Origin of the sequence: Priestia sp. FSL P4-0332, assembly GCF_038005845.1 — a bacterium.
GTDB lineage: Bacteria > Bacillota > Bacilli > Bacillales > Bacillaceae_H > Priestia.
The window spans coordinates 3,763,771-3,784,102 of record NZ_JBBOUA010000001.1 but is presented as its reverse complement, the minus strand read 5'-3'; the positions used below and the strand labels follow the sequence as shown (position 1 = coordinate 3,784,102).

Below are 20,332 nucleotides of genomic sequence, written 5' to 3'. Positions count from 1 at the left end.
AATCCATCGTTTCAGACGATGTAAAATAATGTATTTGAAGGAGGAGACCCAGATGAAGGTTATGAAGATGTTGGTTATTGCATTATTTAGTTTAAGTTTAGTTGTCACACCAGCTGCTGCTGAAGTTCCGGGTGTCGACCATTCAATGAAACGAGGTGCTACACAAGGAATTGTAGCGGCATCTCACCCGCTGGCTGCTGAAGCGGGAAGGAAAGTTTTAGCTGAAGGCGGAAACGCTGTGGATGCGGCAGCTGCCATTCAATTATCTCTAAACGTTGTGGAACCGATGATGTCAGGTATCGGCGGCGGCGGCTTTATGATGATTTATGAAAAAAAGAAAGATAAAATTACGATGCTAGACAGCCGTGAAATGGCACCAGCTGATGTCACGCCTAAGCTGTTTTTAGATTCAAAAGGAAAAGTCATCCCTTTCAGTAAGCGTCACATAACAGGAAAAGCAGTTGGAGTTCCTGGTACGCTAAAAGGAGTAGAAACAGCCCTTAAAGATTATGGAACAATGGACTTATCAGATATTATTAAACCAGCTATTACTCAAGCAGAACAAGGAATCAAAGTAAATTGGTCGATGGCTCAGTACATTGATGAAAATGTGGACAAGCTTGAAAGATACCAAACGGCCGGTAGTGTATTCGTGCCGAATGGCAAGCCATTAAAAGAAGGAGATAAGCTTGTTCAGCCGGATCTTGCTAAAACATTAAAGCTTATTCAAAAAGAAGGATCAGACGCTCTTTATAAAGGAGAAATTGGAAAAGCGCTTGTTAAAGAAGTTCAAAAACGCGATGGAAGCATGACTATGGATGATTTGAAAAATTACGTTGTAAAAGAACGTGAGCCGGTCAAAACAACTTACCGAGGCTACGATGTGGTTAGTGCGGCTCCTCCTAGCTCCGGCGGATTAACCGTGCAGCAGATTTTAAAGCTAATGGAAGGTTATGATGTAGAAAAAATGGGTTCCAATACGCCTCAGTATTTGCAGCATTTAACGGAAGCGATGCACTTAGCTTTCGCGGACCGCGCGGCGTATATGGCAGATGAAGACTTTTACGAAGTGCCGAAAAAAGGACTGTTAGATGAAGATTATATTAAAGAACGTCGTAAATTAATTAATCCAAACAAAGCAACGCCTAATGTCAAAGAAGGAGACCCTTGGAAATATGAAGGAAAAGAAAACCCAAATAAAGCAACAGTAAAGGAAGAAAATCCAATCGGCCAAACGACTCATTTCTCTGTTGTAGACAAATGGGGAAACATGGTTTCTTACACGACTACCATTGAACAAGTTTTTGGTTCAGGAATTATGGTTCCTGACTACGGATTTATGCTCAACAATGAAATGACGGATTTTGATGCCACTCCGGGAGGCGTGAATCAGGTTGAGCCTAAAAAACGTCCTCGAAGCAGTATGTCTCCAACGATGCTGTTAAAAGACGGAAAGCCGTTCATGGCAATTGGTTCACCGGGAGGCCCAACCATTATTGCGTCTGTAGCAGAAACGATTATGAATGTTATTGACCATAAGATGCCGATTCAAAAAGCGATCTTAACACCTCGTATTTATTCAGGCGGCTATCCAACCGTAAGATGGGAACCTGGCTTTAGCCAAGATACAATTCTTGAAATGATGGCTAAAGGACATGCGTTTGAAGAAAAGCCTGAGCATATTGGAAACGTTCAAGCGGTTATCTATGACTATGAAACAGGGAAAATGTACGGAGGCGCTGATAATACGCGCCAAGGCACGGTATTAGGAGTAGACGCAATTAAATATGTATCCAAACAGCCAAAACCAATTAAAGAAGAGAAAAAAGGAGAGTTTACAGTTGAAGTCAACCGTGCCGTTTATCCATTTACTGATAAGCAAGTGAAGCTGATTGATGGAAAGCCTTACGTTCAGTCCGATCGCCTACTGTTAGGCTTAGGCGTCATTGATTCGAGTGATTTAAAGCTATATAAACCAAATCATCACTCTTATTTATCAGTTATCAAAGTAGCAAAATCCCTTGGCTACAAAGTGAAATGGGACGAAGAAAAGAAAGTGGTCTCATTAGAAAAAGATCCTGGTGAAGACGATGCCGGCGATGATGAAGACGGAGACGTTATTACAAATTAAAAAAGAGACTGGGACAAAAGTATTTTAGGTGAAAGAAAATCCGAACGATGAATTGAGATTCTTGATGGAGAATCCAACTCGTTCGGATTTTTTTTATTGCTATGGTGACCATAGTTTTCGTCTATGTAGTTGCTTCTAGCTGTTGATTAGAGAGCAAGGCTCACCTAGTCCGCGGAAAGCGAAGCCTTGCACTGAAATCAACAGTTGTTCATCTTTAGATTGAATGGATTTTGTTATGTCGCAATCTCTTTTTTATGAAAGCAAATATAATTGGCGATTTTAAACGAAATGACAAAAAAGTTTGCACGTTTTGCCAAAAAGTTGTAGAAATCGACAGTTTTTTTGGCGCATGTAAGAAAACCCGTGATAAAAAGACTGATAGAATGCTACAAACAAAGTTGGCATCATTTTTGCATAAGAAATAGATGAGGGGCTGTATCAATGAAAAAAATACATAGTTAAATAAACACCTATGTTTACTTCACACAAAATAAAATGCAACGGAGGTATAGAAAATGAAAAAAGACATTTCAATTATCGGTGTACCCATGGATTACGGACAAACAAGAAGGGGTGTAGACATGGGGCCGAGCGCGATTCGCTATGCAGGCATGAATACACGCTTAGAAGCTCTTGGCTATACCGTACACGATGAAGGGGATATTAAAGTAGAAATTAAAGAGCGGGCAGACGTAGATAAAAATACGAATTTAAAAAACTTAGCGGCTGTAGCCAGCGGAAATGAACAGCTTGCTGCAAGAGTTGAAGAAGTAAGAGAGCAAGAACGCTTTCCGTTAATATTAGGCGGAGACCACAGCATTGCGATTGGAACGCTTGCAGGAGTCGCGAAAGGTTCAGAAAATTTAGGCGTTATTTGGTATGATGCTCATGGTGATTTAAACACAGCTGAAACATCTCCATCAGGCAACATTCACGGCATGCCGTTAGCGGTGAGCTTGGGTATTGGACATCCTGTACTTTTAAATATTGGAGGGTATACCCCAAAAATTAAACCTGAAAATCTAGTTATTATCGGTGCACGCTCATTGGATGATGGTGAAAAAGAGTTAATTAAAGAAAAAGGAATTAAAGTGTATACCATGCATGAAATTGATCGTTTAGGTATGACGCAAGTGATGAAAGAAACGATTGATTATTTAAGCGGTACAGACGGCGTGCACCTGTCGCTGGACTTAGACGGCTTAGATCCGGATGATGCACCAGGCGTAGGTACACCTGTAAAAGGCGGCATCAGCTACCGAGAAAGTCATTTAGCAATGGAAATGCTAGCGGAAGCAGACATGGTGACATCTGCTGAATTTGTAGAAGTGAACCCCATTTTAGATCAGCATAACAAAACTGCAGAAGTAGCGGTTGCGTTAATGAGTTCATTGTTTGGCGATAAGCTTTTATAAGAAAGAGCTACTTACAGGTATCGTGTAGAAGAAAATCTATTATGATCCAATAAACGGTCATGCAGGGTTAATCGGCTGCCATCCTCGCTACGGGGCTGGCGCCATTTGAAAAACATCCGGCACTAATGGACTTCAGCCATGAAGAGCTACCCAGTAAGCGGCTATAAAAACAAAATAAACCTAAAAAAATGAAAGCGATTTCATTTTTATGCAGCAAAGGGAGGAAATGGGATGAATATTCCACAGGGACAGCCAGGAGAATTAAAAAGAACGATGAAAACAAGGCATCTTTTTATGATATCACTAGGAGGATGTATTGGTACCGGTTTTTTCCTTGGTTCAGGTTATACCATCAATGAAGCAGGTCCGATGGGAGCAATGATTTCCTACTTAGTAGGAGGGATCATTATGTATCTAACGATGCTGTGTCTTGGAGAATTATCCGTTGCTATGCCAGTTGCAGGATCGTTTCAAACATACTCCACTAAATTTATCGGCCCTGCAACCGGTTTTGCGATTGGATGGCTGTACTGGCTAGGATGGGCAGTAACGGTAGCACTTGAGTTCTTAGCTGCCGGACAATTAATGCAAAGATGGTTCCCAGACTCGCCCGTTTGGTTATGGTGCGCGATTTTTGGAGCGTTAATTTTTTCACTAAATGCACTTTCAGCTAAAGCATTTGGTGAAACAGAATTTTGGTTTTCAAGCATTAAAATTTTCGCCATCATTATGTTTATTGTTGTAGGTGGAGCGGCAATGTTTGGACTCATTGATATGAAAAGCGGACAGGAAGCACCGCTTCTATCAAACTTCTTTGCCGAAGGGCTGTTTCCAAATGGCGTAACGGCTTTGCTGATCACAATGATTACGGTGAACTTTTCGTTTCAAGGAACAGAATTGATTGGAATTGCGGCAGGAGAAAGTGAAAATCCGGAAAAAACAATTCCAAAAGCGATCAAGCAAACGGTTTGGCGTACGCTTTTCTTTTTCGTCTTATCCGTGTTTGTCCTAGCAAGCATGATTCCTCGTGAAAAAGCAGGCGTCGTAGAAAGCCCGTTTGTTGTTGTGTTAGACAGTGTAGGTGTACCTTACGCGGCGGATATTATGAACTTTATCATTTTAACAGCTCTTCTTTCAGTCGCAAACTCTGGATTTTACGCGGCTACACGTATGCTTTATTCTCTTTCAAGAGAAGGAATGGCAAGTCCTGCGCTTGGAAAAGTTAACAAAAGAGGAGTTCCATTTAATGCACTATTAATTACGCTTGTGATTTCATGTTTTTCTCTGCTTTCAAGCGTAGTGGCAGCTAAAACCGTTTTTGTGTGGCTGATTTCACTCGCTGGACTCGGCGCTCAAATTGGCTGGATTGCGATTACAGCTTCACTGCTTGCGTTTCGTCGTGCTTACGTGGCTAAAGGTGGAAAAGTGGAAGATCTCAAATTTAGAACACCTCTTTATCCGGTTCTTCCTATCGTAGCGCTTATTACGAACTGTATCGTTATGATCAGTCTTGCGTTTGATCCCGAGCAGCGAATGGCGTTATACTGCGGAGGTATTTTCTTTATAGGCTGCTATGTTTATTATTATTTGAAAATTCGAAAACAAAATCAGTCAAAACAAGAGCAAGAAGTTCAGCTTGCGGAAAATAAACGAATGATTATTTAACATAAAAACCCGGAAAATCACGATTTTCCGGGTTTTTTATGTACTCGTTTTTAGCTATCCAGTGTTGTCTCTTCATTTTTACGGCGGCGAAGTCTCCATAGCGTGATAAGGACAACAAGTGTAAGAACAATACCGCTGCCGAGCAGGATATGACTCACTGTTTTATCCTGCTTTTTTTGGCCTTGTTCAAAATATTTTTTATACATCGCCACGGCAGCTTTATTTTGCTGGTATTTTTTTGGAACGCTCATTTCTTTTCCAAGCTTCCAGCCGTCTTTATAAGCTTTTTGCTGCAAAGGTTTCACGTCTTTATTCGAATAAAAGCCTGCTTTGTACCATTTTTCTAGTTCGGGCTTGTCCTGAAGATTTTTAGGCGCTCTATAGGTCTGATAAGTGAAAGCTGAGTCGTACCCGTCTGCTTTTACGTCTTTTTGCTTTTGTTTCTGTCCTTTTTCATATCCTTGCTCAAAGGCTGTTTGCAATTCGCCTTCTGCTTCTGCAGGTACTTCTAATGAAAGGTCGTGATAGCCTTGTACGTAGCCCTGCTTTTCAAACTGCTTTTTTTGCTGCTTCAGCACTTCGGCTTGAGCGGTTTCAAAGCCTTCTGTAAAAGCCTGACGTGTGACATCCTCATCATCATACATGCTCGGAACACTCATTGAATCATTTTCAAGACCTTGGTCATAGCCTTCTTTTTTTGCTTTAACAGATAAGTCCATTAAAGAAATAGCTTTTTTGTAGCCTTGAACATACCCTTTATTCCAGTCGGATGACTTAGAAGGGAAAGGGTCGATTTTTGATTGAATAGTAGCATGTTTGTAATCAAGGACGCCTTGCTGATAGCCTTCCTCTTCGCCGGCAGCCATTTCATTTTCTTGTTCAGTCTTAAGTTCTTCCTCTTTTTGCTGCTGTCCTTTTTTATATCCTACCGTATACCCCATCATAAACCACGTGAATTCTTCAGAAGATTTGTCCAGTCCTGTTGTTTGATCAAACTGTTCAAATTTTTTCTCTGCGTATCCATCTTCTTCTCCAAGCGAATAGCCTTCTTGATAGAGAGAGTCAAAAATAGCTTTTACATCTTCAGCTGTATCCACGTCTGTTGACTGGTCCAAAACGTCGGAAGAGGAATCCGGGGAATCAGGAGTAGCATTAGAAGGGATGGGATCACTTGCAAGAATAAGTAAGCAAGCTGTACTAATAACGGCTAATTTTTTTTTCATCATTTCTTCACCTTTTAGTTCAAAGTCAATGTTTATTTTGTAGTTTAAGCGTACAGCTTTCTATGTAGAAAGGCGTGTAAAAGTTTTTCCAATTATGAAAATTATAACATTTAAATGAGAAGGAGAATAGGTGGTAAAAAGGAGAAATATGTGTTTTTTACGGAGTTTTATTTTTGTCGCTGTTTTGCTTTTTTTACTTTAAATGAACGATAAAACACTTCAGCTACAAAACAGAACAAAAGGAAAAAAAGGACAAATAGTTCAGCGAACTCCATAACACGAAACGGACTGTAGGCATTTTGCAAGGCCATGGAAAAACTAAATCCTTGCATCATATCCACTCCAATAGAAAATCCCATTAAGCATCCTAACAGCAAAGCTGATATCCAAACGATTTTCATACGTCTCACTCTCCGTTTTTGTTTTTTTCTTAAAAACATTCTACCGATAGTTTTTGTTATTTTTTTTGTCTTACGCTTTGATTGCTCTATTAAAAATTGCATACAAAGCATTTATTTGGAAAAAGCTAAAAAAAAGAAAAGAAAGGTGTTTTTAATCGTGCCTTCTTTATTTAAAAATAAAAAAAGCAAAGACAATAAAAAGGAAACGGAAGCTTTGTCATCAGAGGAACAAGCGACAGTCCTTTATTTGTAATGAATGTGATGCTGCTGCTGTTAATTATTTATACGGTGCACAAAGGACTTGAAGTAATAGCTAGAACGGCTAGACGTGTTTTTTATGATTGCATTAGTAATCGTAGGATTTGTTAAAATCAGCGTCTTTTTTTACGCTGTGATTGTTGGACTTTCCACACTGTTTAAGGTGAAACGACCTTCTGCGCTGACATATCCTGTGGGCACGGTGATTTTATTTTTTTCTTGGACAATTGCAAGTAATGTTCAAGAGCATTTAAAAGAAGGGCTAACGATTATGCCGGTGTTGCTTTTTATCCCTTTTCACGTAGTGATTCCGTTTACGCTGCTCTGTATAGCATTTATTAAACATCGCATAAAAAAACAAACGCGCTGCAGCCATCCTAATGGCTGCAGCGCGTTCGTCCGCTATCCGCTACTGCAAATGCAGCTGCTCTCGCTCTTTTTTTACTTGTTCTAGCTGTGAAATCGTAACAAGCTGATACCCTTGTGCATGAAGCTGCTTCATAATTTCAACCGCTGCTTCGGCACTTGTTTGGTAAATATCATGCATTAAAATAACTTTTCCGTCTCCGACTTGGCTCATAACTGCTTGAACGGAGTGAGGAACGTTTCTATATTTCCAGTCTTCGGGATCGATATCCCATAGAGTCACGCCAACATTTCCGATATAACGTCTTACATTTGCGTTGACGGCTCCATAAGGAGGGCGTACATGCAGTGGTTCATAGCCGCTCACTTGTTTAATGAGCGCTTGGGTATCGCCTATTTGGTGTTTGACCTGCGCTTCGTTCAAACGTGTGAGCTGAGGATGATCCCAAGAGTGATTTCCCACTTCGTTTCCTTCCTTGACCATACGTTCGATTGTTTCAGGATAATATTGAACGCGGCTTCCTAACACAAAAAAGGTAGCGTGCCCGTTCACTTCTTTTAATCCATCTAAAATCACATTGGTAGATGAAGGGTTAGGTCCATCATCAAAGGTCATCGCAACGACTTTTTTAGTTGGATCAATAGGCGCTCCTTGCTGCGGCATTTCGTTAACGATATGTTTTGGAGGCGTTTCTTTGACTTTATTTTTATTTGCTGCTTCGTCTTTGTAAGCATCGATCAGCATGTCTTTAAATAAATCTTTTTGGATAGCGATTGTTTTGGTTTTCGTTTGTTCAGCACCTAGCTGATAAGGCTTAAAATAGATCACAATACTGTTTTCAAGCAGCGCAAACTGACTGAAATTTTGATTAGCTGCCTGAGTTCCTTTTTGAAGGTCCGGGTCAAAATCAGCTGTTTTCATTTGTTTTTTTAATTCAGCATATGAAATAGCCGAAAGGCGATCTAAATAGTTTGCATTTTCTTTAAATAAATTCTTTAACGTCATTTGTTTTTGAGCAGGCAGGTCAAAGGTAAAGGTTTTGAGAGAAGACGTTCCTTTCTCTCCATTTACAGATTCATATTCATCAAAGACAACGCTTAGCGTTTGCTTGCTGTAATGGACGATTTTATATGTAATCGTTAATTCAGATTTTTTCTTTTTTGACTGCTTCTTCAGCTTTTTTTCATAGTGTGCCACTTGATCTGTTACGTAAGCTTGAATGGATTGATCGATTTCTTTTTTACCAAAGGAAGGGTAGCTAATGGCATAGCCTCCGTCGGTAAGGTCCTTAACTAGCGTTTGAATTTCAACGTTTGGATAGGTTTGATCTGTTTGAATACTTGCCGTTTTTTTCTCTGTACTGTTTGCTTTGACGATATACCCTGCTGTACCAAGAAACAAAATACAGCATCCAAGCAGTGTCAAAATACGTTTGTAGCCCATGGTTTTCATGTAGTAATATTCCCCTTTTTGTATATATCTACCTAATAGACGCATGAGACCATTATTTAGTTTTACTTTTTTTAAAAAAAACCAAACTATTTTTCTACTCATTCCGTCTACCTTATAGATGTACTTCAGCAAGAGAAAATAGAAGGGTATGAAAGACGATGAAAAAACATGATGCACATCAGGTGCTCGTAGCGTGCGTAACCGAGCATAAAGCGGATTTTTACCGGCTTGCTTTTAGCTATGTAAAAAATCAAGAAGATGCGCTTGATATTGTGCAAGAATCGATTAAAAAAGCACTCATTTCAATGGACAGTATCAAGGATATTCAATCGATTAAAAGCTGGCTTTATAAAATTGTTGTACGAACAGCAATCGATTTCCTGCGTAAGCATAAACGTCTAACGCTTATGGATGATGAAGCGCTTGAGTACTTGAGCAGCGGACGTGAAGATCAGTATAAAGATATCGATTTAAAGCAAGCAATGGATCAGCTGCCGGTTAAATATAAAACCATTATTATTCTGAGGTTTTTCGAAGATTTAAAAATGGACGAAATTGCGGAAATCATTGAGGAAAATGTAAACACGGTAAAGACAAGGCTATACAGAGGGTTGAACCTGTTGCGGATTACGATGACGGAGGAGGACTTAGAACAATGAACGAAAAAATAGAAAAGTTAAAGAAGCAGTATCATGACATTCCTATTCCAGACGAATTAGATGATGTTGTTGCACAGGCACTTTCTTCACATTCCCGTAAAAAGAAATCCTATATTTGGCCGAGCGCGATTGCGGCAGCAGCGGTGATTTTTATCACAACGGTGAATGTGAGTCCAGATACGGCAAATGCAATGGCAAAAATTCCTGTGCTTGGAAAAATAGTAGAAGCGATCACATTTGATGAACTAAAGCAAGAAGAAAAGCATTCTCGTATTGACGTGAAAACACCATCGATTTCAGGCTTGGAAAACAAAGGTCTTCAAACAAGCTTGAATGAAAAGTATATAAAAGAAAATGAGCAGCTGTATGAACAGTTTAAAAAAGAGATGAAAACATTACAAAAAGGAGAGAAAGGAAACGTGGCTGTCAGCAGCGGCTATGATATTATGACGGATACCGATGATTTGCTTGTGGTTCATCGATATGTGGAAGAATCGAGAGCTTCAACGTCGAGCGTCAATCAGTACGACACGATTGATAAAAAACACGAAGTGCTCGTTACGCTTCCAAGTTTGTTCAAAGATAAAAGCTATATAAAGGTCATTAGTGAAAATATTAAACAGCAAATGAAAGATCAAATGAAGCATGAAGAGGGCAAAATCTACTGGCTGACTGAAGAAGATATGGATCCTTTTAAAGAGATTGCTGAGAATCAAAGCTTCTATATTACAAAAGATCACAAGCTTAGAATTGTATTTGATAAATATAAAGTCGCCCCAGGATATATGGGAAACATTGAGTTTGAAATTCCGACAGACGTTATTTCAAACCTTCTGGTTGGTAAACGGTATATTCATTAAAAAAACAGGCATGAACGCTGAACGTTCACGCCTGTTTTTTTACATAAAGAAACGTTAAAATTTATTTTTATGCAAAATAAGTTGAAATATATAAGCAATCATGTATAATATTTTGTATATATTTTCATTCTTTTTGTTTATAAAGTCTTAGGGGAAAATGATGTGAACGGTTGCATTTCTAGAGAGGAAGTGAAGAGGTGAAACGCACGTTAAATCAAGATACGATTAAAGATGCTATGCTGTTTAATCAGCTTGTGATGCAGGTAAGCAAAGCTCTTTGGAAGTCTACTGAAAAGGATTGGGAGCAGTGGGTTAAGCCGTACGATTTGAGCATTAATGAGCATCACATTTTGGGGATTGCATATCAGCTGGAAATTGCGTCGATGACCGACATTTCAAAACTAGGCGTCATGCATTTATCCACAGCTTTTAACTTTGCAAAAAAATTGCACCTGCGGGGCTATCTTACCCTTTCTAAAAATGAGAAAGATAAGCGGAATACATACGTACAGCTCACAGAAGAAGGAAAAAAGATGTTTTTAAAAACGCTCGAGGATTATAATCCTCTTGAAAATCCTTTGTTTCAAGGAGCGATGCCGCTACGAGATGTTTACGGAGAGCTGCCTGACTTTGTTGAGCTGACGGCTCTGATTCGAAGCATATACGGAGAGGATTTTGTCCAGTTTATCGAACGTTCTTCTCAAGAGCCCGCTAGCTTGAAAAAATAAAAAAGCCTTCTTGTGCAAGCTGAGAAGGCTTTTTTGCATATCAACTTTTTTCAGTTAACCGTTCAAGTTCTTCTGAGGAATGGGCCATCTTCTCAATTCGGAGAGACAGCTGCTTCATTACGCCGGCTATTTTTTCAAGCTCTTTTTTTGTTAGAACGGTTTGCTGTTTGTTCTCGGTTGTTATGCTAAGAACGTTTGTGAAAAAAGAAGTAATGTTGTTCATATTGTCAGCCGTATCTTTTGTTAATGTAGCGACTTCTCCACCTAACGCCGAGACGCTTTCGATTTGTTTTTGAATGTCTCCGATAAAAGTTGAAATATTGGAAATAGATTTCTTCGTTTCTTCTGCAAGCTTCCGTACTTCCTGTGCCACCACTGCAAACCCTTTTCCATGCTCGCCTGCTCGAGCAGACTCAATCGAAGCGTTTAATGCTAATAAATTTGTTTGCTCAGCAATAGAAGTAACAATCGAAACAATTTGATGAATTTGCTGTGATGTATGTTCGAGCGTTTTCATTTTGTTTTGAATGAGCGACGTATTTTTTTGTATGCTTCCAAGCATGTTTTGTTCTTCTTTTAATTTTGCTTGACTCGTAACGGATTCCTTCTCAATGACTTCTGCTAGTTCAGAGCTTTTGTTTGCATAAGAAACGACGTCAGAGGATTGACTGTGCATTTGATTCATAAACGTCTTCGTTTCTTCAGATAACGAAGAAAGGATAGATGATGTACGAGAGATTTCTAGCTGAATCTTCTCTTTTTGAGTCTGAAGTCCAGCGCGCTGCTCGTCATATTCAAGCTCATAGGCTTTTAACACAATTTGCTGCTCTAGACTAATAAGCTTTGTCATACTTGCAATAAAAGCCAGACATTCTTCTTTTGATTCCATCGTACGTTCACATACTGAAAGAAGCGACGTAAATAAATTTTGAAATGCGCACAAATACCAGTTTGGCTCAAGTCCAATTTTAACGTGCATCTTGGAAATTTTTTGACGTTTTACCACGAAAGCATCATCTATTTGTCCATCAAACATTTCTAAGATATGCTGTTTTAACGTTTGTTTTAATGCATGGACGCTGCTATGCTTTTCGATAATCTCAACCAAATGGGCCTGTTCTCCAATAGCTTTGTAAAAATCATTCACGATCTCTTCGATGGCGTTCAGCGCGTGAACTTGAAATCTGGCAATCCTTTCGAGATCCTCTGCTGTTAAGGAAATCATGTTAATCTGCTTTTTTATCATCGGGTCCGATACATGAAGCTTTACAGTGATGGATTCGACAGCCGCGGCTTCGGCATGCGCTTTGTTTCGTTTAAACCAATTCATGTTTATCACCTTTATTTGCTAGAATAGTTGTTTTTCTCTTCTTCTTATATTTCGGCGTTTTACATCCAAGAGTTGAGGCTGTTTAAGAAGATTGTTATCAAATTGTTATCTTCTATTAATTGAATTGTTATCCGCAGATGGTATGGTTGTACGGTGCTTAAAACATGATTCGGGGAGGAAACGAAATGAAAAAAATGCTATCGGCGCTTCTTGTAGGAGGAGCTTTATTTGCAAGTCCGGCAATGGGACACGCTGCGTTTGGCGACACGGTTTTAAAACAAGGGATGACAAATGATGATGTTGAACAAGTTAAAACGGTGTTAAAAGATAAAGGATTTTTAAAAGGCGAAGTATCGCGTTATTTTAATTATGAAACAAAAAAAGCGGTTATGGCTTTTCAAGAGAAACATAACCTAGAAGCAGATGGAGTTGTTGGAGAGAATACATACAATGCATTAGGTAAAGGCGGCGTTGTAGAAGGCGAATCAGAAGTGAATACGGATAAAGTAATCAGCAAAGCAAAATCTTTAATGGGCACGCCGTACAAATGGGGCGGCACTACACCTTCAGGATTTGACTGCAGCGGATATCTTCAGTATGTATATAAAGAAAGTGTAGGCGTTGATATTCCCAGAACGGTTGAAGATATCTATAAAGCAGGTGAAAATGTAAGTGAACCGCAGGTAGGAGATCTTGTGTTCTTTGAAACGTACAAAGAAGGCCCTTCTCATGCAGGCATTTATCTTGGAGACGGAAAATTTATTAACGCATCGTCTTCTAAAGGCGTTACGATTAGCGATAAAAATTCAAGCTATTGGAAAGATCGCTATATAGGAGCAAAGCGTATTGCAGCTAACTGATTTATCATTTAATAGATACAAAAAGGCAAAGCCTAAGGGCTTTGTCTTTTTTGTATTGGTTTCAGTAGGTAGGAGGTAGGTAGGGGATTACCCTATACAAAATGGACTAGTCAAGTGTGTATTTGTATGGAAATATGACAAAAGTTCTGTCACCTTTATGATACAGCTTGTATATATTGATAAAGTAATCTCTCAGGTTACGTCAATTGTTGTAGGTAATTTGAAGGGATAACAGTATAAAAAGGAGGAACAAAATTTATGTTTTTTTGTTGTTACCGTCGCTATGTAGAAAAGATAAAACACCTTTTGTTTTCAAATCGATTTGCTGAATTTATTCAGGAAAACACAAAAAAAGCAGTAGAAGACGTTGTTTATTCTGACACGTTTAGAGAATATGTGATCAGTATTATTAAAGAATCTCAAGAATCACCTTTTAAAGAAATTGCCGAGCAGTATATCGGACAGGAAGTTGTGATTGAAACAACCGCTGGTCCACTAGAAGGTGTTGTGACATTTGTAGGAGATGATTATTTGGAATTAGTAGAGTCTCCAACGTCAACGGTATTGCTGCCATTTACAAGCATTGTGACTATTCAAAGCGCTTAAACGAAAGGAGGAAAAAATATGTTTCAAGATGCATTACGAGAAAATGTAGGTTCATTTGTGCAAATCATCACAGCTATTGACGTTATTAATGGAACACTGCTTGCTGTTACGGACGCAGCGGCTGTTGTACGTACATCAAGCTCATATGGCGAGCCCGCGGATGTAACCATTCCACTAGTATCCATTACGTATGTTCGAATTTTCAGCGGAGTTGAGTGAGTTTGAAAGTATCAGTGATTATTCCAGCCTGTAACGAAGCTGATTCTTTGTTACCTGTCATTAAAGAAGTTCAAAAAATGAAGCCGTTTGAGATTATTGTCGTCGTAAATGGATCCAGTGATACAACAAAGGAAATTGCCGAGGATGCAGGCTGCCGCGTCATTTATTATGAGGAAGCTCTTGGTATTAATATTGGAAGAGCCATTGGGGCTAAAAAAGCAAAAGGAGATATTTTGCTTTTTTTGGACGGAGATATAGCGGTTCCTCATGAGGAGCTGATGAAATATACGAAGGCTATAGAAACCGGTCATGATATAGCGTTGAACAACCTTTCATGGATTATGAAGCGGAAGGTGCGTCCGCATCCGGTTTCCGTTGCGAAATACATGCTGAACTTATGCTTGCAGCGTGAAGATTTATCCATTCAAGCATTAACAGCTATTCCCCATGCTATCAAGAAAACATCAGCAGCTAAAATTGGATACGAGAACTTAGCTCACCCGCCTCTTGCTCATACGATTGCTCTTTTAAAAGGAATGTCAATCGTTGCACCGTGTTCTTCAGACGTTATTTATACCAATAAGATTAGAACCACCCACAAAACCATTCCTACCAATTCTCCTTTCCCTATTTCCACTAACTATATTATTGGAGATCATATTAAAGCGTTAGCTCATCTTATCGAAGAAAAAGGAATAAGAGGCGGGCTCACAGATGGTGATCGAAACCGAGAAGTTGTTTCCGCTTATACACCGAATGTAAAACGGAAAACAGGAGTTAAGTACAGTGCTGTTATTCCGGCAGGTGAAGAAAAAGAGACGATTGCAAACGTGATTAAAGAAGTAAAAAAAGCCGGAGTGGAAGAGATCATCGTGGTTGCCAACGGAGCCGATGAAGTAACGGTCAAACGAGCGATCGAAGCCGGAGCTACTGTTCTTCATTACAAGCAGCGCCTTGGACACAATGTACCTCGAGCAATTGGTGCGATGTACAGCAGCGGTGAAGTTTGCTTGTTCGTAGATGGAGATATTGTTATTTCCGCGGAACATTTACGTCCATATTTAGAAGCGGCTGACCAAGGAGTTGATGTAGCGCTTAATAATTTAGAGTGTCTGCTTGACGAAGTGCATCCCATCCACTCTGTAAGTGCGGCGAAATATTTTCTTAATATTGTTTGCAAACGTCCGGATTTAACCATTAATACAACGACGGCGATTCCGCATGCAATTAAACGGGATGTAATGGAGAAAGTAGGCTACGAATCTCTTATTATTCCACCTTTATTTCAATTAAAAAGTATCATGTACGGCTTTATGGTTCAGCCTGTTCATTTTGTGGATGTGGCGCGAACGAACCGGATTCGAAAAGAGCATATGAAAGTCAAAGGTCTAGCAGCATCCACTCAGAGAATTCTAGGAGATTATGTAGAGGCCATGGCGTACTATATTAGCCAAACTAGTGAAAGAGGCGAATTTCTTCCGGACATACGAAGACATGATCTTTTGTTTGAGGTGTTAAACAATGAATAAAAAAGTTGCCGTTATTGGTCTAGGGTATGTGGGACTCCCGCTTGCTCTTTTGTTTGCTAAAAAAAACTACACCGTGATTGGACTTGATATTGACGTTCGGAAAATTGAAGCGCTAAAACAAGGGAAAAGCTATATTCCAGATGTACGTAATGATGTGATTCAAAGTGAGAAAAACTTTCAAGCATATGAATTAAAAAAAGGTATTTCCGCATTTCAAGCATGCGATTATGTAGTGGTGACCGTGCCAACACCTATTACAGAGAATCATAATCCGGACTTAGGACCCGTTATTAGCGCATCTACGTTTTTGAAGGAACATATGGTAAAAGGACAAACAATTATTTATGAAAGCTCTACCTATCCAGGCACGCTTGAAGAAGTCGTTTTACCTATTTTAAAGGAGTCTGATTTGCAAGCAGGAGTTGATTTTTATTTAGCATATTCTCCAGAGCGAGTCGATCCAGCAAACAAGTCGTACGACATTGAGTATATTCCAAAAGTGATTAGCGGCTACAGCAAAGAATGCCTTCATCATATACAGATATTTTACGAAAGCATTTTCCAGCAGGTTGTACCTGTTTCTTCTCCGAAAGTAGCGGAAATGTGCAAGCTGTTTGAAAACATTCAGCGCCTGGTCAATATTTCGTTGGTGAATGAAACAAACGAACTGTGTGGGGAATTAGGGATAGATTTTTATGAGGTCTTACAAGCGGCATCTACCAAGCCGTTTGGGTTTACTCCTTATTATCCAGGTCCCGGAATAGGGGGGCACTGCATACCTGTTGATCCGCTTTATTTCTTATGGAAACTAAAGCAAAATGGGCTAACGAGCGAACTTATTGAAGCGGCTCATCATATTAATGAAGAAATGCCAAATAAAGTGATTAGGCGAGTTGAAAAGCAGCTTGACGCAAATGAAAAGCGCGTGTTCGTGGTAGGCGTTGCGTATAAAAAAGACGTAAATGACATACGTGAATCGCCGGCGCTGACCGTGTGTGAAGGTCTTTTAGAAAAAGGGTATGAATTAACGTATCATGACCCGTATATTGACTCTGCCGTGTTTAATAAGCAAACGTACTTTTCTGTCCCGCTTACAAAAGAGGAAATCGAAAAAAGCGACGTTGTACTGGTATTAACTGACCATAGTCAGGTGGATTGGTCAATCGTAAAAAATGCAAAAAAAGTTGTAGATACAAGAGGTATTTTAAATGAATGAAGCCGCTGAGTTATTCAGTGGTTCTTTTTTAGGGGTGATATTAATGAAAACTCTTTCTGTCGTGCTGCCTGTTTACAATGAAGAAGACACGCTAAAGACCGTGCTTAAACAAATTAAGAAAGTGAATGTGCTTGAGATTATTGTAATCGCAAATGGCTGTACCGATGCTTCAGTAAAAATAGCAAAAGAAGAAGGGTGCATGGTAAAAGTAGTGGAAAAACGCCTTTCTCCCCATGAAGCAAGAATGGAAGGAGCCAAAGCCGCCAAAGGAGATGCCGTCTTATTTGTAGACGGAGATATTATTCTTTCTGCTTCTGAGATTGAACGTTTTGTGCAGCCGTTGTTATTTGGACATAGCGATGTGGTGCTAAACAAGTGGGAAAAAACAAAGATAAATGCTTTTAACCGCAGCGAAATGACGTGGAGTGCGGTCTTGCATCATGCGCTTGGAAAGCCTCATCGTGCCAACGCTTATTTAAAAGCGCCTTACGGGGTGCTGTTAAGTGTATTGAAGAACTACTGGGAGATGCCGCCTCTTTCTTTATTTGTGACATTGTTAACGCAGTATCGTGTAAGCTCGCACATTACGATTGAAACCCAGGGAAAGGGAAGCTTTCGTCCTTTCGATCGCCCGCTGCGCAGCAGAGAACGAATTCAATCCTACCAGCAGCTTCTTCAAACATACTATACGCTTGCGTCAAATCGTAAAAGGAGAGTGGATATGCTTGCGCAGCCCATTCCAGTTGTTGAGCACGGCTGGGGGAAACTATCATCTTTTTATGGAGGCAAACAGCTGTCTGTTATTGTTCCGGTTTGCAACGAAGAACAAACAATCAAACAAGTGATTGCAGAAGCAAGAAAACTTGAGCCGTTAGAAATCATTGTCGTGATTAACGGTTCCACTGATCAGTCGGAGGCGTATGCCAAAGAACAGGGTGTCAAAACCCTCGTCTACGATGAGCGGTTAGGGCATGATTGCGGAAGAGCTGCGGGGGCCCTTGCAGCAATGGGAGATATACTTCTCTTTATAGACGGGGATTTTGTTCTTTCAGCTCAAGAGTTGTATCCGTTTGCTTCAGCGGTAGCGAGCGGCGTTGATGTAGCTTTAAACGTATGTGAAGATGAAGAAAAGCTCACGCATGTGGTGCAGGGGTGGAAGTACGTATTGAACGAGACAATAGGAAGAAAAGATTTATTAATGAGCTCCATGACGGCTGTTCCTCATGCCATAAGCAGAGAGTGTCTGGAGAAAATTAAGCCCGAATCTCTTGCTGTACCGCCTTTTGCCCAAATAAAAGCCATCATAGAAGGTTTTCATGTGCAGGCCGTTCACCATGTTGATGTAAATAAATTTAACCGATTTCGATATTCTGAACACCTATCATTAAAGAGCCATTCTCCTACGGCAGAACTCATTATTCAGGATCATATTTTTGCATTTCTATCGTATCTTCAGCGCGACTGAGCAGGGAGTATTGCCTTACTTCCAAAAGAAACGTTTAAAATGAGATAAAGAAATTTGCTGATATCTTGTTTTTCTGTTCTAACCCCTTGAATTTGTTCACAGTTGTAACTAAAATTGTTACATGTGCAGACAAAAGTAAAAAAGGAGGAAAAGAAATGAAAAGCTATCAGCTTGGAACGTTTTTACTTCGTCTTATGTTAGGGCTAACGTTTTTTATTCATGGCCTTGGCAAATTCCAAAGCGGTATTGATAATACGGTCGGTTTTTTCCACAGCATGGGCATTCCTGCGTTTTTCGCTTATGCGGTTGCGGTTATTGAATTCGTAGGGGGAGCCGCTATGATTCTTGGATTTCAAACGCGTTTAATCGGTGTCTTGTTTGCGATTGTGATGATTGGCGCTATTTTTACAGCGAAAAGCGGTGCTGGTTTTACAGGCGGCTATGAGCTTGAGGTTGCCCTTTTTGTCGTTTCGCTTCATATGATTCTAGCAGGAAGCGGCGCGTACGCGTTAGACAACCGATTACAAAAACCAGAAGAACATTATTCTTAAAAAGGTAGGCGCTATGCGCCTACCCTTTTTTGTAAAAAATATCCTTCTATCGATTCATTTTTACTAAAATATACAGCTATCATTTTTAAGAAAATTCTTATATATGGTACTATTTGGTCATAGATGACTACACAGTCATTCTATTTGAACGATACGGGGAGGTTTTAACATGAAAACCGAAAGAGAAAACGGAATTGTCCGTCAAGTGAATACGATTCAAACAAAAGAAGAGCGCTTTAATCCTTTTTCATGGTATGAAGAGATGAGAAACAGCGCGCCTGTGCAATGGGATGAAGAAAGGCAGGTATGGGATGTTTTTCACTATGACGGAGTCAAAGAAGTGCTAGAACAAAAGAATATTTTTTCTTCTGATCGAAGACCTCCACAAAACCAAAGACAAACTGCTCTAGGAACGAGCCTAATTAATATTGATCCGCCTAAGCATGCTGAAATGAGATCGCTTGTTAATAAAGCTTTTACGCCTAAAGCAATGAAAGCATGGGAGCCTAAAATTGCGCGTATTACAAATGAATTATTACAAGAAGTGGAGCATCTTGAAGATATTGATATAGTCGAGCATCTGTCCTATCCGCTTCCGGTTATGGTAATTGCCGATATTTTAGGCGTGCCGATAGAAGATCAGCGTCAGTTTAAAGATTGGTCGGATATTATCGTAGCCGGTCCTTCTAATAACGAACGTGAAACGCTCGAAAAATTGCAGCAAGAGAAAATGAAAGCAAATGATGAGCTAGAAACTTACTTTTATCGAATCATTGAAGAAAAACGCACGCGTCCAGGAGATGATATTATCTCCGTGCTTCTTCAGGCAAAAGAAGAAGGGAAACAGCTAACGGATGAAGAGATCGTCGGTTTTTCTATTTTGCTGCTGATTGCAGGAAACGAAACAACCACAAATTTAATTTCAAATACGATTTATTGTTTAATGGAAGATAAAGCTTCTTTTGAACGACTCAAACGTGAGAAAGAACTTTTGCCTTCTGCGATTGAAGAAGTTCTTCGCTATCGTTCACCCGTTCAGGCTCTTCACCGAATCGTAAAAGAAGATGTGATTCTTGCAGGTCAGAAACTAAAAGCAGGGGAACACGTCGTTCCATGGATGGGATCTGCGCACCGAGACGCGGAGTATTTTGAAGACCCGGATGTATTTAAAATCGATCGAAAGCCAAATGTGCATATGGCATTTGGAAGAGGCATTCATTTTTGCTTAGGAGCACCGCTTGCTCGAATAGAAGCAAAAATTATGCTGGCCGAGCTGATTGACCGCTATCCGCAGATGGACTGGAGCCCGGCATTTGAGTTAAAGCCGATTGAAAGTACATTTGTATACGGATTAAAAGAATTATTAATTCGGAAAAACGTATAAAAAAAGACTTCCC

19 protein-coding genes are annotated in these 20,332 nt (G+C 39.8%); 15 read left to right on the top strand and 4 right to left on the bottom strand.

All coding sequences use genetic code 11. The features are described from left to right. Window positions 1–52 precede the first annotated feature (52 nt). The 3 genes from ggt to MKY06_RS19920 all read left to right on the top strand — a co-directional run bounded on the left by ggt (window position 53) and on the right by MKY06_RS19920 (window position 5,211). Window positions 53–2,131, top strand: coding sequence for a gamma-glutamyltransferase (ggt, locus tag MKY06_RS19930; protein WP_029323794.1), 2,079 nt, complete (start codon window positions 53–55; stop codon window positions 2,129–2,131). Between the two features lie 515 nt (window positions 2,132–2,646). Further along, window positions 2,647–3,546, top strand: coding sequence for an arginase (rocF, locus tag MKY06_RS19925; protein ID WP_098476256.1), 900 nt, complete (start codon window positions 2,647–2,649; stop codon window positions 3,544–3,546). A gap of 231 nt (window positions 3,547–3,777) precedes the next feature. Beyond that, entirely contained in the window at window positions 3,778–5,211 is a 1,434-nt protein-coding gene (locus tag MKY06_RS19920) for an amino acid permease (RefSeq protein WP_029323791.1), read from the top strand. A gap of 50 nt (window positions 5,212–5,261) precedes the next feature. Here the strand turns inward: MKY06_RS19920 and MKY06_RS19915 are convergent, their stop codons facing one another. Further along, on the bottom strand, window positions 5,262–6,434 hold the full coding sequence (locus MKY06_RS19915) for a hypothetical protein (RefSeq protein ID WP_223268977.1): 1,173 nt from the start codon (window positions 6,432–6,434) through the stop codon (window positions 5,262–5,264). Window positions 6,435–6,601: 167 nt separating this feature from the next. After that, the gene (locus tag MKY06_RS19910) at window positions 6,602–6,835 is read right to left on the bottom strand and encodes a hypothetical protein (RefSeq protein ID WP_013058583.1); all 234 of its coding nucleotides are present in this window, start codon (window positions 6,833–6,835) and stop codon (window positions 6,602–6,604) included. Window positions 6,836–7,172: 337 nt separating this feature from the next. On the opposite strand from MKY06_RS19910, the gene MKY06_RS19905 reads away from it, so the two are divergent. Further along, complete coding sequence (locus MKY06_RS19905; protein ID WP_078082106.1) at window positions 7,173–7,547, top strand: GerAB/ArcD/ProY family transporter; 375 nt, start codon at window positions 7,173–7,175, stop codon at window positions 7,545–7,547. On the opposite strand, the gene MKY06_RS19900 is transcribed toward MKY06_RS19905, so the two are convergent. Continuing rightward, the gene (locus tag MKY06_RS19900; RefSeq protein WP_098526541.1) at window positions 7,503–8,912 is read right to left on the bottom strand and encodes a polysaccharide deacetylase family protein; all 1,410 of its coding nucleotides are present in this window, start codon (window positions 8,910–8,912) and stop codon (window positions 7,503–7,505) included. The two genes, MKY06_RS19905 and MKY06_RS19900, sit on opposite strands and share 45 nt — an antisense overlap. A gap of 158 nt (window positions 8,913–9,070) precedes the next feature. Here MKY06_RS19900 and MKY06_RS19895 point away from each other — a divergent pair, with 158 nt between their 5' ends. The 3 genes from MKY06_RS19895 (at window position 9,071) to MKY06_RS19885 (ending at window position 11,159) form a co-directional block, all read left to right on the top strand. Next, the gene (locus tag MKY06_RS19895) at window positions 9,071–9,571 is read left to right on the top strand and encodes an RNA polymerase sigma factor (RefSeq protein WP_013058580.1); all 501 of its coding nucleotides are present in this window, start codon (window positions 9,071–9,073) and stop codon (window positions 9,569–9,571) included. Beyond that, window positions 9,568–10,431, top strand: a complete 864-nt coding sequence (locus MKY06_RS19890; protein ID WP_064472039.1) for an RsiV family protein — start codon at window positions 9,568–9,570, stop codon at window positions 10,429–10,431. Before MKY06_RS19895 ends, MKY06_RS19890 begins: the two co-directional genes overlap by 4 nt. Window positions 10,432–10,628: 197 nt before the next feature. After that, window positions 10,629–11,159 carry an HTH-type transcriptional regulator Hpr gene (locus MKY06_RS19885; RefSeq protein WP_013058578.1) on the top strand — a complete coding sequence of 177 codons (531 nt, stop codon included), beginning with the start codon at window positions 10,629–10,631 and terminating at the stop codon, window positions 11,157–11,159. 40 nt (window positions 11,160–11,199) lie between these two features. On the opposite strand, the gene MKY06_RS19880 is transcribed toward MKY06_RS19885, so the two are convergent. Beyond that, on the bottom strand, window positions 11,200–12,489 hold the full coding sequence (locus MKY06_RS19880; protein WP_055990598.1) for a globin-coupled sensor protein: 1,290 nt from the start codon (window positions 12,487–12,489) through the stop codon (window positions 11,200–11,202). A gap of 185 nt (window positions 12,490–12,674) precedes the next feature. Between MKY06_RS19880 and MKY06_RS19875 the strand changes: the two genes are divergently transcribed. The 8 genes from MKY06_RS19875 to MKY06_RS19840 all read left to right on the top strand — a co-directional run bounded on the left by MKY06_RS19875 (window position 12,675) and on the right by MKY06_RS19840 (window position 20,319). Continuing rightward, window positions 12,675–13,349 carry a C40 family peptidase gene (locus MKY06_RS19875; RefSeq protein WP_013058576.1) on the top strand — a complete coding sequence of 225 codons (675 nt, stop codon included), beginning with the start codon at window positions 12,675–12,677 and terminating at the stop codon, window positions 13,347–13,349. Window positions 13,350–13,607: 258 nt separating this feature from the next. Continuing rightward, window positions 13,608–13,955: a DUF2642 domain-containing protein gene (locus MKY06_RS19870; RefSeq protein WP_029323778.1), complete on the top strand. Its 348-nt coding sequence runs from the start codon at window positions 13,608–13,610 to the stop codon at window positions 13,953–13,955. An 18-nt stretch (window positions 13,956–13,973) separates the two neighbouring features. Next, entirely contained in the window at window positions 13,974–14,174 is a 201-nt protein-coding gene (locus MKY06_RS19865) for a hypothetical protein (RefSeq protein WP_029323776.1), read from the top strand. A 2-nt stretch (window positions 14,175–14,176) separates the two neighbouring features. Further along, a complete protein-coding gene (locus MKY06_RS19860; RefSeq protein WP_029323774.1) occupies window positions 14,177–15,703 on the top strand; it encodes a glycosyltransferase family 2 protein in 1,527 nt (508 codons plus the stop codon). Further along, window positions 15,696–16,919 carry a nucleotide sugar dehydrogenase gene (locus MKY06_RS19855; RefSeq protein WP_029323773.1) on the top strand — a complete coding sequence of 408 codons (1,224 nt, stop codon included), beginning with the start codon at window positions 15,696–15,698 and terminating at the stop codon, window positions 16,917–16,919. Before MKY06_RS19860 ends, MKY06_RS19855 begins: the two co-directional genes overlap by 8 nt. Then, on the top strand, window positions 16,912–18,384 hold the full coding sequence (locus tag MKY06_RS19850) for a glycosyltransferase family 2 protein (RefSeq protein WP_223268979.1): 1,473 nt from the start codon (window positions 16,912–16,914) through the stop codon (window positions 18,382–18,384). Before MKY06_RS19855 ends, MKY06_RS19850 begins: the two co-directional genes overlap by 8 nt. A gap of 155 nt (window positions 18,385–18,539) precedes the next feature. Further along, the gene (locus MKY06_RS19845; RefSeq protein ID WP_013058570.1) at window positions 18,540–18,935 is read left to right on the top strand and encodes a DoxX family protein; all 396 of its coding nucleotides are present in this window, start codon (window positions 18,540–18,542) and stop codon (window positions 18,933–18,935) included. 169 nt (window positions 18,936–19,104) lie between these two features. Beyond that, on the top strand, window positions 19,105–20,319 hold the full coding sequence (locus tag MKY06_RS19840) for a cytochrome P450 (protein WP_013058569.1): 1,215 nt from the start codon (window positions 19,105–19,107) through the stop codon (window positions 20,317–20,319). The last annotated feature ends 13 nt before the right edge of the window (window positions 20,320–20,332 follow it).